The sequence below is a fragment of the Sulfitobacter sp. 1A13353 genome, assembly GCF_043557255.1.
GTDB classification, from domain to species: Bacteria; Pseudomonadota; Alphaproteobacteria; order Rhodobacterales; family Rhodobacteraceae; genus Sulfitobacter; species Sulfitobacter faviae.
Window position 1 is genome coordinate 1 of sequence record NZ_JBIFFS010000017.1, and the last position, 12,985, is coordinate 12,985.

A 12,985-nucleotide genomic window follows, 5' to 3' on the forward strand; every position below is an offset into this window, starting at 1 on the left:
TAGTGGGTTCCCATTCTTCATACTCCATGCAACTCTCTGTATTCGTACAGAATTTGCACTTCGTTTGTGAATCCACCCGGCTACATACGCGAAACGTATAATATGAATTATGTAAAAATGTGCGGCGGGCGACAGCACAAACCACAACATTACTCCATCAATACCTCAAAAGGACCTGGTCCCACACCACCCGCGGCGGCGCTCTACTCACCCCCGGCGCAGGCACAACCTGCACCGGGGGTCTCAAAAAAGAGCGCCCAATTAGTCGAGCACCTCATAATTGATCGCTTCTCCCTCAAGGCGCTGCCCACGGCCAGCCGAATACCAGCGCCGCTCTTCCAACTTCCGGGCCCGGCGCAAGTCGCGCGCACTCAGTGCCTCACGCCGCCACGTCCCGTCCCAGACCTCATCCGCCACCCAAGCATCACGGGCCCGGCGCGTCTTGAAACGCAAGACATCGCCCGGGAAATAGTCGATGGTGCCGTTATTGGATTCAAAGATGACATTGATACCCCAATCGCAATACCGTGCATAATAGTGACGTTTCTTCTTGATCCGCTCTTTGCTCATAAGTGCCTCCCAGCCTGCCGGTGTTCACCCGGCTCATTCACGTTGTCCTTATAGACTAAGGGGCAATCCGCGCGTTACAATGTGCGCTGGTAGGTTATCCACATATCTTAGCAGAAAAAGATCCGCCACCTGCGAAAAGCGTCGAAGGGGCCGAGCCACCTCTCCCGGAACATATGATCGGACTAAAGGTACGGTGTTGATTGTCACTGCTATCTTCAATCCGTAGTCCCCTGCCCGTTCAGCGGCCCCAATGTACGGATGTAGAGAGACAGTTTGGCCTTACGCTAGCCCTCCCTTTAGTTGGCAATGGTGACAAACCTTCTAGCAGGTGGGGAGGGATTACGGTGTATCAGAGCGGGGATATCGCAGGTACGGATAGAGGCAAAACGGGTTAGCCGATAGCCCTTATTCATATGGCTGAAACAGTTATCAAGACATAGAGTAATATAATATGGCAACCACCCCCCCTCACACAGGATCAAATACTATCGCAACTGAATGCTCTACAATCTGCAAATTCCCCTATTAGCTTGCCGGGTAGAGGTAAGGGTTACGACCTTGCTTCCCACAATCTCTTACCGAAGGTGGACGGATCAAAGCCCTATAAGAAGAAGGTGAAGCAAGCTGCTAAAGACCTATACGATCTGCTCCGTAAAGATGCAGATGTGTTGGCCAGTGTCGGTAAGCCAGTTGTGGTTAATGACAAGCCAAGGGCTGTTTTGACTGCATTCACACCCAAAAACCGTGAATCCTATCTGCTCGCCCTAGAGCATATCCTTCATAGCCTATTGTATATCGCCTCCCATCTTTCTAAGCACCTGCGCTACATCGGCATCCCGTTAAACCAAGATGGCTACGGGCAAGCTGCCGCGTACAAAAACATCAGTTTCCCCGCTGTTCAAAGGGTGGTTTATGCCCTCCATCTTTTCCAGTTTGGCGGTAGGCCGTTCTTGGGCATCATTCCCGGCATATATGATCGCACAAAACAGGTGGGACAGGTTACCCGTATTGAAGCCTCTCGCCCTGCGTTGGATTGGTTAACCCAGAAGGGCCTGATCCTCCCTGATCATCCAAACACCCCAGAACAGATATATGCGCCTGTACCAGTCCATCTGAGGTTGAAGCCGACTGGTTAGAAGCTATCCCAGCCTGGGGAACCAATGGATAGACCACAGCAAGGTACCGAGATGGTTCTCGCCTGTATCTTTAGCTCTTTTGAAGAAAGCCAAGCTTAGCCTGCCCCTGCCCAACTATGCTGTCTACGTTGACCACTGGAGCTGGTCGGAAAAGCGGTCCAAGCTCATGGCGACCCGAAGAGCTGAACTCTACCGCAGCTTCAGCGGGGATGATGGCAGGGGTGGTCCAGGTCGGATATACGGCCATTGGGTTCAGATGCTGCCCGCTGAAGCCCGAAAACACCTGACCTTCCGCAATCAGCCCTCCGTAGAGCTAGGCTATTCCTCTATGCAGTTGGCCCTGCTCTACCATCTTCATGGCATTCCGATGCCAAAGGGCGAGCTGTACGAGATTCCTGGGACACGCTGGCCACGGAAAGCCTGTAAAGCCGTGCTGCGAATCTCCGTAGGCAGTAGCAGCAAGACCCAAACCGTGAAGTCACTGGCTAACGAACTCTTGGCAATGCGACTGAAAGCAGGAAGAGCCGACGAACTCTACGAAGCATTCTGGGATAACCATGCAGCTGTCCGGCCCCATAGCATTGGATCAGATACTCCATGGGAAGAACTGCAGGCACTTGAAGCCGAAATTGCCCTGAAGGTGCTTTGCTATCTAGCCGAGCTAGACATCCCCGCTGTCCCAATCCATAACAGCTTTATCGTACCGGCCAAGTATGAGGCCGAATGCCATGAGGCTATGCAGAAAGGCTTTGCGGATTGCGCCCCTGGCATCTCCGTCCCCAACTGCGTTGATATGGCAGCCTTCTGATACGTTGGCTAACTTGAGGATTGGCTCTTTAGCACCAGTAACTGTACATATGACATGCGCTCGATCAACAGCTTCATCTATGCTCTGCGCATGGGTAACCCTCAGTTCTTTAGCGAGCTCGGCTCCATTAGAACGAGCCCAAAGGACCAATTTAGCGGTCGGATAGAGATGCCGCATTGCCACTTCGCGCCATCGGGCTCGATGGCACGCGCGCATCATCATCGGTGCGTTTCAGTTAAGGCAATGATACAATCGCCGATGACATCCAAGAGGCAACGGCGTTAATCAAAAGTGCTGTACGCGACTTGATAAATAGCGGCATTTGAAGGCGGACTAATCGCACAAGGCTGGCGTCGGAACATTGCGGGGCGTCAGGTGGCTATCAGCACCAAATCAAGGAGCTATTGAGCGCCATGCGGGCCATCCTCTTCGAGATAGCCGGCGCACATCAGCCGTTTTGGCTCTTTCGCCCTGCTTCGTCAGAGCCGTTCGTAACCCCTCCCATCCCTGCTTTGCTGGTGAATCAAGGACCCCTACCCTATGACAGTTCTTCCAGGATGGGCACTGTCTTCATGTGGGTTTTGACGGCTAATCTGACGTCATCAGTCATCGGCAGGTTCGCCGCTTCCGCTTCCCAATGCCCCCGAAAGAGCTGAACGGTCTCTTTGGCAGCGTCGATCACCATCTTCTTCGGGATCGATGCTTTCACGGCAAGGTGGGTCAGTTCATCGACCGAGAATGCCGAGAACACCTTCGCACGGCTGATCTTCATGTTGGTGGCATCGCCTGGAAGATAGGGCACCGTCGCCACAAAATCATAGGCGGGCGCGAGCGAGATATGACTCCTATCTGGATAGATCAGGGACCAGTTCTTCATATGCATGTCGGCGTTACCGATCAGCATGTTGAAGGTCAGGCGCCGAACATATTCGATGATGTCGGCATCATTTCCTTCGGCGGCGATCACCTGGGCGATGTTGCGGAATGTGCCATTGCCGTATTTGTCTTCGGGATAGAGCCCATAGACCTGCGCAAAATCCTCGATATGCAGGCGCGACCCGTCGGATAGCCGATCAAACCGCTCGATCACGAAGGCATGGTTGCCGATCTTATCGATACCTTCGGGCAAGTTCTTAATCGCATCGATACTGACTAGATCGATGGCAGGGACGTTCATCCCGATAAGGCTTGCCAGCTTCATCATTGAGAATTCATTTTCAGGGACCCCTGCGAATTCTCGTGAAGGTAACTTTACGATCCAGGAGCCCCCAACACCGGAGGCGGGAATGGTCAGCCCGCCACTTGCTTCCATCACGGCAGAGAACTTGAGCTGAACCCCAGCCAGCGAAAACCGCAAAGCATTCTCTCGCGGATCATCACCTTGATCATCGCTTCCATTGACACCGGCCGGGGGCCATGCCTCACCATCGGCAGGGGTGATTGTGATCGCGCCGGGCAAATCACGGCCAAGCGCCCAGAGCAGAAAAAATTCACGTTCGGAATGCACGCCCGTCTGTTCGGCCAGATATTTGCGCAGATGGCCCTCGGGAAGAAGGTTTGAGAAGAAGGGCATGACCCGTTTCTGATAGGGCCGAAAATCCGCATACAGCTCCCCAAACTCATCCTTAAAGGCGAGACCAAGTGTCAGCCTGTCAGGATCGGCGATGTATTCGTCGGTGAAGGCAAAGATGGTGCGATCGCCGCCGAGATTGGTTAGCGTGCCAATGGTCTTGCCATACAGGTTTACGTTCAGCACGGAGACATTACTCATTGCTGTCTCCATCAAGGCGATAGGCAGGACGCGGCAAGCGCGTCCGCTTTTCATCGACCATGCCATGGGCGAGTGCGTTGCGGAAACTGTTCATCCGCTTTGACGCTTCCTGCAGCGCTACAACGCCATCCGCGTTCTCCACGGCGTTGAGCGCTTCACGTATGCTGCGCAATGAGTCGGTGTTCCGGATCAGGTTCTCGAACTGTTGCATCTCACGAAACTGCCGCTGCAGGTTTTCGAAGACGGGACTATCAATCTTGAGGGACCGGATGTGGTCAAGCTGCTTGGCGAGCCGGGCAATCTCTCTACGTGCCTCCGGCGTTGCCTTCGGCACGTCGTTTACGCTGCGGGTGATCGTTCTGACGGCAGACGCGGCCTTGCGCGGCACAAGCGCTAACTCCAGATCAAGGGCGTTCGCGATGGCGGTAAGGCTTGAGACTGTCAGGTTCACAGCGCCACTCTCGATCTTGGAGATATGCGATTGCGGCACACCTGCACGGGCGCTCAGCGCGCGCTGGCTCAGCCCCTTCCTTTCGCGCGCAGCCTTTAGTGTCGCCGCCAGTTTCTCACTCTCATAGCTCATCTCGATATATTCCTGAACATCAAACAGTTTCTTTGATCTATTTTAGAGTATCATGCGGTTCTAAGAGCTTCAATAAGCGATCTATCTGAACACATCACAAGACAACCTCGAACAACTATCATAGATCAATCCGTGCCGCGATGAACCCGGTGTGCGGCCCACCATACGACCACCTGGTGATCCCGTGATGCTTTTAGCCCATTTAACGCGCCGGTACCCATAGCCACCCCCGTCCGCGTCCTTGCTTTAGGATTTTGCCTTTCAAGCGCTGCTTCCAGCTCTGCCTATTCTCGTGACCATTGTCATCATCACCGCCACGATCATCATCGCCATAGGCATAATCACCGGTCTCCTCATTACTGAAGTCACGCTAAAATATGTGTCCTTTAAGAAGGCGCGGTTCGTGTGCATGGAGTGTAATGCTCTAACGGCATTCAAACCTCTCGCCTTGGCTGCAGCACGTAGCTGCTCCTGCCGCATTAGCCGCGAAAAAATTTCAATGGCAGCTAACCGCGGCGCCTGCACGTCGTCCAACCCTCACTAGAATCCCCAAAACCACTCTGTTACTTCGGATTTCTTTCCTTACGGCGGCATCCAGTGCCTTTTATGTGGATAACGGCTGCGCGGGCATATCTACAGCAAATCTGGGCGCGTAACCTTTTGTCATGGAAAGTTAGAAAGGACAAAATCATGACAACCATTAGCTGCACGTCCCCTGCGGAAATCAAGAAAGACCTCTCCAAGCTGGCGAAGGAACTGGGATACACCGATGAAGAGATTACGGCCGGCATTGAGTACGCTGACCGCGCCAAGCGCCGCAGCCACCCTCCTGGGGAATGGGACAAAGCTGGCCGCTTTTACGCGCACGAACAAACCAATTCAGTGCTCTGCTGCCGCAACCCTAGCCGCGCATGGCCCCACTCCCAGATGCTGACCGCACGGACCGCAGCCCATTGCGCCGAAGTCTATAAGGCAGACAATACGACACATGTTCGCCGCATTGGTACTGCGTATAACAAACTACTCGATGGCTGCGAAAATGACGCCGTGGTTCGCCTTCTTACGAAGGGGGTGCGTATGCGCAAAGCAGCGATGAAGGCTCTTTCGTAAATGTAAGCTAAAAGGCGGCACCCGTCTTTACAGCTTCGACCTCTGCATCGTCAAATTGTGCAGCACGCGCCTCGTCCCAGTACGAGGCCAACGTCAAATGATTATGCGGTGGAACACCATATCGCAGGCGGTGCTACCGGTATGAGGCGGGGCATGAATACGCTGGCACTACAGGTGCAAGAAGGGCTCGGCCGTGATCCCCATGCGGGTGAGATATTTTGCTTCCTGGGCCGTAAAGGCAATCTGGTCAAGATCCTGTGGCATGACGGGGTGGGTATGTCGCTCTATTTGAAGCGCTTGGAGGCAGGTAAGTTCATCTGGCCGGTGAGCCGGTCGGGCGAAGCGGTGCAGATCTCGGCGGCGTAGTTGGATTATCTTCTGGAGGGCATCGACTGGCGTAACCCACGCTGGGCACAACGCCCTGCACAGGCTGGTTAATTTGCGCCAGGTAGCCTGTTTTTATTGGTGCCTCGCGGCTTCGGCTGGTAAATATTGGTCATGTCTGATGCCGCCTCCGAACTCGCTAGATTACGCGCTGCCCTAGCCGCCGCAGGGGCCCGTGCAGATGTGGCGGAAAGCGAGCTGGCGCAGGCCCGCGCGGTTGTCTCCTGCTCAGAAGCGACGATCCAAGAGCTCAAGCTTGAGATCGCCAAACTGCGCCGTGACAAATACGGTATCTCGTCAGCACGACGCGCCCGGCTGATCGATCAACTGGAACTGCAGCTTGAAGAGATGGAAGCGGCGGCCACCGATGATGCCTTAGCCGCAGATCAGGCAAGCGAGAAAGCCAGCACGGTGCGCGCCTTCACGCGCCGCCATCCGGTGCGCAACCCGTTCCCCGATCACCTGTCGCGCGAACGGGTCGTCGTCGAAGCACCGGTCGCCTGCACTTGCTGTGGCTCGGACCGGATCGTGAAGATGGGCGAGGACATCACCGAGACGCTGGAGGTGATCCCACGTCAGTGGAAGGTGATCCAGACCGTGCGCGAGAAGTTCACTCGCCGAGCCTGCGAGAAGATCAGTCAGCCGCCGGCGCCGTTCCATGCGATTCCGCGCGGATGGGCCGGGCCCAGCCTGATCGCAAAGCTAATCCTCGAGAAATATGGTCAGCACCAGCCGTTGAACCGGCAGGCCGAGCGGTTCGCCCGTGAAGGTGTAGAGCTGAGCCTGTACACCCTGGCGGACCGGCTCTGGACCTATGTCCGTGATGACCGCCCCTGGAATGGCGGCGCGCCGCCGGCCGCGTTCTTCCGGTTCTCCCGAGATCGCGCGGCAACCAACCCCAATCAGCATCTGGCTGGATGGCAAGGTGTGCTGCAAGCGGACGCCTATGGTGGGTACAACGACCTCTATCGAAAGGACCGAGACACGGGGCCCGTGACCAGCGCGCTGTGCTGGTCGCATGCGCGCCGGAAGTTCTTCGAACTGGCCGACATCGCGGGCAACGTCCGCGAGGGCAAACCTGCCCATCAGATCTCGCCGGTCGCACTGGAAGCGGTAAAACGGATCGATGCCATCTTCGACATCGAGCGCGAGATCAATGGGCTGGATGCTGATGCCCGGCTCGCCGCCCGACAGAACCTGTCCCTCCCCCTGGTGAACGGCCTCCACGACTGGCTGCAGGAAGAGCGCGCGAAACTGTCCAGGCACAACAAGGTGGCCAAGGCGATCAACTACATGTTTGAGAAGCGTGGCCGTTGGCAGGCCTTCACGGCATTCCTCGAGGACGGGCGTATCTGTCTGACAAATAATGCGGCCGAACGCGCCTTACGTGGCGTGGCACTGGGCAGAAAGTCGTGGCTCGCCGATCTTCTCGCGCGGCTGCCCGACTTGCCCGTCTCGCGCGTGCATGAACTTCTGCTTTGGAACTGGAAAGCCCTATCCCTTCCACAAGCAGCGTAACCATGCAGCTGAACAAAGGTAAGCCTTCGGCGAAGGCCGTGGGGGCGCCGTATTGATCAGATGCGTTTGGCTGCGGCTTTTGGTTTACGCGGCTTCGGGGCCCATTTTTTGGCGAGACGCTCGAAGTTATCAAGGATGCGACCGATCTCTGCCTCATCCGGGTCGAACTGTCCCCCATACCATTCCAGCATCTGGCTGTGTTCTTCGTGCTTGGGGTCAGCTATGGCATCGAGGAAGTCAGCGTAGCCGGAGAAGCCGCCCACATCCTCCGGAGGGCAAGCACCGATGGCCCTGACCAGGCGTGGATATGCGGCGCCCGCGATAGAGCCATCGATTTTCTCGATCTTGATCACGTGGTGCCAGTTGTCGCCAAAGTCATAGATGTAATGGATGGTCTTGGTTCCCACATCTTCGATCACGTCAAGCAGGCTGGTTTTGCTGGCGGGCATCGGGCCATCGTAAAAACCATCTGGGTCTGGCACGCCCCAGCCGCTGCCGCCGGCCCTGAACTCATACAGGTGACTGTCGGTCCATCCCATGGCAGCCTGGATCACATTATGCAGGCGGTTCAGCTTGATCTTAAGGGGCACATCAAAGCGTCGAAGCACTTGTGGCTCGACATCGGACAATGTGACCTTGAGGCGTGCGACCAGCGTCATGCAGCAATCCTCTTCAATTCCATGGCGGCCTTCCAATTCCAGGGCAACAGTTCTGGTAAGCGTGACACAGGCATATCGGGCAGCCGTGCCAATACGTCTGCCATCCATGCCTGCGGGTCGATGTCGTTCATCTTTGCTGTGACAATGAGGGTATACATGAAGGCTGCCCTGTCGCCACCGCGTTCAGACCCTGCAAAAAGCCACGACTTTCTACCCAGTGCGATCCCTCTGAGCGCCCGTTCGGCGGCATTGTTCGTAAGGCAGAGGCGCCCGTCGTCAAGGAATGCGGTGAAGGCCTCCCAGCGACCTGTGCCCTCGAGCATGTAGTTCATCGCCTTGGCAACTGGGTTGTGCTTTGACATCCGGGCCCGCTCGGCCAGCATCCAACCATACAGATCATTAACCATCGGCGCTACCCACTGCTGGCGGGCTTCATGACGCGCTGCTTCTGACAGGCCGGTGATGTCGCGCTCGGCCGCAAAGATCGCATCGATCCGTGTCACAGCGTCCAGTGCGATTGGCGAGATTTCTTTTGCTACCTTTTTACCCTTGCGGGCTATGGCCTTGATGTCGGCCAGTTCAAAGAACTTGCGCCTTGCGTGGCTCCAACACAGCGCACTACGGACCGGGCCCGGACTACGATCTGCGAGATACAAATCATTGTAGCCGCCATACACGTCCGACTGAAGAACACCGTGCCATTCGGCCAGATGCCGTGTCGGGTGTTCTTTCCGGCGATCTGTTGAGAAGTGGAAGAGTGCGGCAGGTGGCGCACCCCCATCCCACGGTCGATCGTCGCGCACATAGGTCCACAGCCGCGCAGTCTTTGCGCCACCACGCGCCAATAGCGGCACGGTAGTATCGTCACCATGCAAACGGCCAGCATCCAGCACGTGGCGCGCGATTAACGCATGAATGGGGGTCAGCGCCACACAGGCATGACCGATCAGATCAGCCAAGGTGGACAGGCTCAGATCAACTCCCTCCCGTGCAATGCGCTCGGATTGCCGGTTCAACGGTTGATGTTGTCCATACTTGTCGAAGGCGATCATCGCGATCAGTTGCGGCCCGGCCCAACCGCGCGGAATGGCATGGAACGGGGCCGGCGGTTGGCTGATCTTCTCGCAAGCTCGGCAAGTGAACTTCTCGCGGACCGTTTGGATCACCTTCCACTGGCGGGGGATCACCTCCAGCGTCTCGGTGATATCCTCGCCCATCTTCACGATGCGATCTGAACCACAGCAGGAGCAACTGATCGGCGCCTCGACCACCACACGCTCGCGCGGCAGATGGTCTGGAAAGGGTTTGCGCACAGGCTTGCGCCGCGCGAAAGCGCGCACGGAGCTGGTCTTGTCTGTCACAGCGGCCTGTTCAGCTGCTAACGCATCTTCGGTGGCGGCGGCTTCCAGCTCCTCAAGCTGCAATTCCAGCTGATCGATCAGCCGCGCGCGGCGCTCGGAGGAGATACCGTATTTGTCGCGCCGCAGCTTGGCGATCTCCAGCTTCAATTTCTGGATCATTGCATCCGTGCAAGAGGCCAAGGCGCGGGCCTGCGCCAATTCGGTTTCCGCAGCCTGCGCACGGGCGGTCTGCGCGGCAAGTGCAGCGCTTAATCTGGCGATTTCGGAAGCGGCGTCGGACATGGCAAATATTTACCACAGAAGCCGCTAAATACCAATAAAAACAGGCGCTTCAGCACAAATTATCCAGCCGCTTTGGGCCTTTGCGTCCAGCGTGGGTTACGCCAATCGATCCCCTCGTGAAGATAGCCCAACTGCGCCGCAGATATCGCAACAGCCGTCCCGTCTTGGCGCACCGGCCAAATGAACTTCCCCGCCTCAAGACGCTTCAAATATAACGACATGCCCACCCCGTCATGCCAGAGCAGCTTCACCAGGTCACCCTTTCGACCTCTGAAGCAAAAGATCTCGCCCGCATGCGGATCACGCCCAAGCCCCTGTTGCACTGTCAGCGCCAGAGTATTCATGCCTCGGCGCATATCCGTCACACCACCTGCAATCCACACCTTCGTTCCAGCCGGAAACGCGATCATGACCGCACCATCAAGCCGTTAAGTAGCTGCGCAGCAGCCTCCATGTCAAAACCTGACGGGATCGCCACACGACACCGCTTTCCGAGATCAATAGTCATGACAGGAGCTTGCGGCGCTGGCGCAGTGTCAGTGCCATCAGAAGCATCTTCGATCTTCATAACGCGCAAAAATTGCGGGCCAGGACCAAGCAATCCATTCTTATGGCGATAACGCCAATCATAAAGCTGAGACCGCGATACCTCATGGCGTCGCCAAAGCTTTCCTCAACAATACGGATTTTTTCGTCATCAGACCAACGGCGGCGACGGCCGGTATCAGAGACTGACAAAACTTGAATGCGGGGGGTGTCTTCGTGTGCGTCCATAAGGACACTCGATAAACGATCTCACAGCTCAGCAGCCAGACGGCCCTCAGCGGAAGTATACGAACAAAGTGTATTCCGTCAAGACAATCGACCGCGTCGCTGCCGAACTGGGCGAAACCGTTGATCAGATCTTTGATCTCGCCATCGGTATGAAAGCCGAAGATGGTATAATCTGGGTCTACGGACCCGGCGACGACGGTGTCATCGCCTTCACTCCGTTTGGGATCGAAAACCTGCAAGAGCTCGTCGAAATGGACCGTGATCGCGAGCGATAACCCACCTGTAGGATCATGCCCCATAGCGTGGTGTAACTCGCGGCTGGCCGGGCGCTTTCGACGGCCGAGCTGATCAGTCCGTCTGAGTTGCAGGCAGGCTGATGATGGGATCATCGCAGACCGGTGCCAAGGTTTCCAGATGTCGTCATGGGGCGGCCAGGTTCTGATACTCTGGCGCTTTCACATCTCAGTGGAGGATGACATGAAGATTTTCGTTGGTATCGACGTTTCCCTCGCGAGTTCAGCAGTCTGCGTACTCGACGAACGTGGGCAGATCCTGAAGCAAGCGGAGATCGTAAGCGAACCTGAAGCTTACATCTCGTTCTTAAGTGATCTGCCATGGCCCATAGAAGCGATCGGCCTCGAGGCCGGACCACTGTCACAATGGCTCCACCGTGGCTTGAAAGAGGCCGGATTCGAGCTCATTCTGATGGAGACGCGCCAGGTAAAGGCGGTCTTAAAGGGGATGCCCGTCAAGACCGACCGACGCGATGCCGAGGGTATTGCGCGGCTGCTGCGTATGGGCTGGTTCAGGCCGGTCCATTGCAAATCGGTTTCGGCGCAAGAGATGCGCGCTCTTCTTAGCACTCGCAAGGCGGTTCAGAAAGCGTTGCTGGATATCGAGCAGTCTCTCCGGGGAGTGTTGCGCAACTTCGGACTGAAGCTCGGGCCTGTTAGCAAAATCCGCTACGAGGCACGGATCCGCGAAATGGTAACAGGGAACTCTGCGTTGGAGACTGCATCGGCAGCAATCCAGAGGGCCCGAGCAGTACTGCGTAGTGAACTTTCTGCCCTCGAGCGTCGGGTCCTCGCACTCGCACGTCATGACGATGCCTGTAGACTAATGATGACCATGCCTGGGGTCGGCGCCGTAGTCGCCCTAACGGTCCGGTCGGCGATTGATGATCCAACGCGGTTCCACTCGTCGCGCGATATCGGGCCATGGGCCGGTCTGACGCCGCGGAGAGAGCAGTCTGGCGAACGAGACGTTTCTGGACGGATCACAAAAGCGGGTGATACATCATTGCGAACAGCGTTGTTCAACGCGGCGACCGTACTGATGCACCGAGCAAAACCGTGCTGGCTCAAGGCGTGGGGATTACAGGTCCCCAAGCGCCGGGGGCAGAAACGCGCCACCGTGGCGGTCGCAAGACGCATCGGAGTTGTGCTGCACCGCATGTGGCTGGATGGCACGAAATTCAGCATGAAGCGGTGTTCAAACGAAGCCCCAGGTACAGCGGCTACCGCCTGACCTTGCGACACGATCGGTAAGAGGAGGTACAACAGCTCCTGGCAGGATCCAGCCTGCCAAGACGAGGTCCCCACCGGGACGCGGTTCCTGGCAACGCCGGATATGACGCTGCCGCCGAGCAATCCGTTCGAGCGCGTTTTCCAGATAGGCATCCAGGAACCGATCTCACCGACATCATGTAGGTGGCCCTGCGTGCCAACCACGGACGGAAGCATGACACCGGTGTGAGGGCTGAGATTGCAAGTTTCGTTGCTGCCGAAGGAGTATAGAGCAATATGGACGACCTTAAGGGGCGTGCGACGCGGGCTGCGCTCCGAGATTTGCGGTCTCCGCGCCCCCGCGTCTCATATGCTGCAGCCATACTGGTGAACCGCAGCGGAATTTTTGTGCCGATTCCGGCTTGACCACTAAAGCCCCATGACGGAAGCGTCATGTATCGCGCACGCTGCACAGTCCATTCTTCGGTCTGCTCCATGAGGATGGCGCCGACGAGGCGACGTAT

14 protein-coding genes and 1 pseudogene are annotated in these 12,985 nt (G+C 56.7%); 7 read left to right on the plus strand and 8 right to left on the minus strand.

The annotated features are described in order from the left end of the window. Positions 1–261: 261 nt before the first annotated feature. On the minus strand, positions 262–570 hold the full coding sequence (locus ACGYLO_RS21840; protein ID WP_394377429.1) for a hypothetical protein: 309 nt from the start codon (positions 568–570) through the stop codon (positions 262–264). A gap of 614 nt (positions 571–1,184) precedes the next feature. Here ACGYLO_RS21840 and ACGYLO_RS21845 point away from each other — a divergent pair. After that, positions 1,185–1,706 (plus strand): hypothetical protein, encoded by a 522-nt coding sequence (locus ACGYLO_RS21845; RefSeq protein WP_394377430.1) that lies wholly within the window; start codon positions 1,185–1,187, stop codon positions 1,704–1,706. A 256-nt stretch (positions 1,707–1,962) separates the two neighbouring features. Further along, entirely contained in the window at positions 1,963–2,514 is a 552-nt protein-coding gene (locus ACGYLO_RS21850; protein WP_394377441.1) for a hypothetical protein, read from the plus strand. 24 nt (positions 2,515–2,538) lie between these two features. Here the strand turns inward: ACGYLO_RS21850 and ACGYLO_RS21855 are convergent. The 3 genes and pseudogenes from ACGYLO_RS21855 to ACGYLO_RS21865 form a co-directional block, all read right to left on the minus strand. Beyond that, positions 2,539–2,736, minus strand: a pseudogene (locus ACGYLO_RS21855) (hypothetical protein); the annotation flags it as partial. Between the two features lie 316 nt (positions 2,737–3,052). Continuing rightward, positions 3,053–4,285: a type II toxin-antitoxin system HipA family toxin gene (locus ACGYLO_RS21860; RefSeq protein ID WP_394377431.1), complete on the minus strand. Its 1,233-nt coding sequence runs from the start codon at positions 4,283–4,285 to the stop codon at positions 3,053–3,055. Next, the gene (locus ACGYLO_RS21865; RefSeq protein ID WP_276155557.1) at positions 4,278–4,868 is read right to left on the minus strand and encodes a helix-turn-helix domain-containing protein; all 591 of its coding nucleotides are present in this window, start codon (positions 4,866–4,868) and stop codon (positions 4,278–4,280) included. The genes ACGYLO_RS21860 and ACGYLO_RS21865 overlap by 8 nt, the downstream gene beginning before the upstream one ends. A gap of 690 nt (positions 4,869–5,558) precedes the next feature. On the opposite strand from ACGYLO_RS21865, the gene ACGYLO_RS21870 reads away from it, so the two are divergent. The 3 genes from ACGYLO_RS21870 to tnpC (ACGYLO_RS21880) all read left to right on the plus strand — a co-directional run bounded on the left by ACGYLO_RS21870 (position 5,559) and on the right by tnpC (ACGYLO_RS21880) (position 7,880). Continuing rightward, positions 5,559–5,978, plus strand: a complete 420-nt coding sequence (locus tag ACGYLO_RS21870) for a hypothetical protein (RefSeq protein WP_394377432.1) — start codon at positions 5,559–5,561, stop codon at positions 5,976–5,978. 108 nt (positions 5,979–6,086) lie between these two features. Then, positions 6,087–6,344, plus strand: a complete 258-nt coding sequence (gene tnpB / locus ACGYLO_RS21875) for an IS66 family insertion sequence element accessory protein TnpB (protein ID WP_394377433.1) — start codon at positions 6,087–6,089, stop codon at positions 6,342–6,344. A 132-nt stretch (positions 6,345–6,476) separates the two neighbouring features. Then, positions 6,477–7,880 carry an IS66 family transposase gene (gene tnpC / locus ACGYLO_RS21880; protein WP_394377434.1) on the plus strand — a complete coding sequence of 468 codons (1,404 nt, stop codon included), beginning with the start codon at positions 6,477–6,479 and terminating at the stop codon, positions 7,878–7,880. Positions 7,881–7,936: 56 nt separating this feature from the next. Here the strand turns inward: tnpC (ACGYLO_RS21880) and ACGYLO_RS21885 are convergent, their stop codons facing one another. The 4 genes from ACGYLO_RS21885 to ACGYLO_RS21900 form a co-directional block, all read right to left on the minus strand. Beyond that, positions 7,937–8,539 carry a plasmid pRiA4b ORF-3 family protein gene (locus tag ACGYLO_RS21885; RefSeq protein ID WP_394377435.1) on the minus strand — a complete coding sequence of 201 codons (603 nt, stop codon included), beginning with the start codon at positions 8,537–8,539 and terminating at the stop codon, positions 7,937–7,939. Then, the gene (tnpC, locus tag ACGYLO_RS21890; RefSeq protein ID WP_394377436.1) at positions 8,536–10,182 is read right to left on the minus strand and encodes an IS66 family transposase; all 1,647 of its coding nucleotides are present in this window, start codon (positions 10,180–10,182) and stop codon (positions 8,536–8,538) included. Before tnpC (ACGYLO_RS21890) ends, ACGYLO_RS21885 begins: the two co-directional genes overlap by 4 nt. Positions 10,183–10,241: 59 nt before the next feature. Further along, positions 10,242–10,592: an IS66 family insertion sequence element accessory protein TnpB gene (gene tnpB, locus ACGYLO_RS21895; RefSeq protein WP_394377437.1), complete on the minus strand. Its 351-nt coding sequence runs from the start codon at positions 10,590–10,592 to the stop codon at positions 10,242–10,244. A gap of 154 nt (positions 10,593–10,746) precedes the next feature. Further along, positions 10,747–10,956 carry a hypothetical protein gene (locus ACGYLO_RS21900; RefSeq protein ID WP_394377438.1) on the minus strand — a complete coding sequence of 70 codons (210 nt, stop codon included), beginning with the start codon at positions 10,954–10,956 and terminating at the stop codon, positions 10,747–10,749. 68 nt (positions 10,957–11,024) lie between these two features. Between ACGYLO_RS21900 and ACGYLO_RS21905 the strand changes: the two genes are divergently transcribed. After that, a complete protein-coding gene (locus tag ACGYLO_RS21905) occupies positions 11,025–11,231 on the plus strand; it encodes a hypothetical protein (protein WP_394377439.1) in 207 nt (68 codons plus the stop codon). Positions 11,232–11,433: 202 nt separating this feature from the next. Beyond that, complete coding sequence (locus ACGYLO_RS21910; protein ID WP_394377440.1) at positions 11,434–12,483, plus strand: IS110 family transposase; 1,050 nt, start codon at positions 11,434–11,436, stop codon at positions 12,481–12,483. The last annotated feature ends 502 nt before the right edge of the window (positions 12,484–12,985 follow it).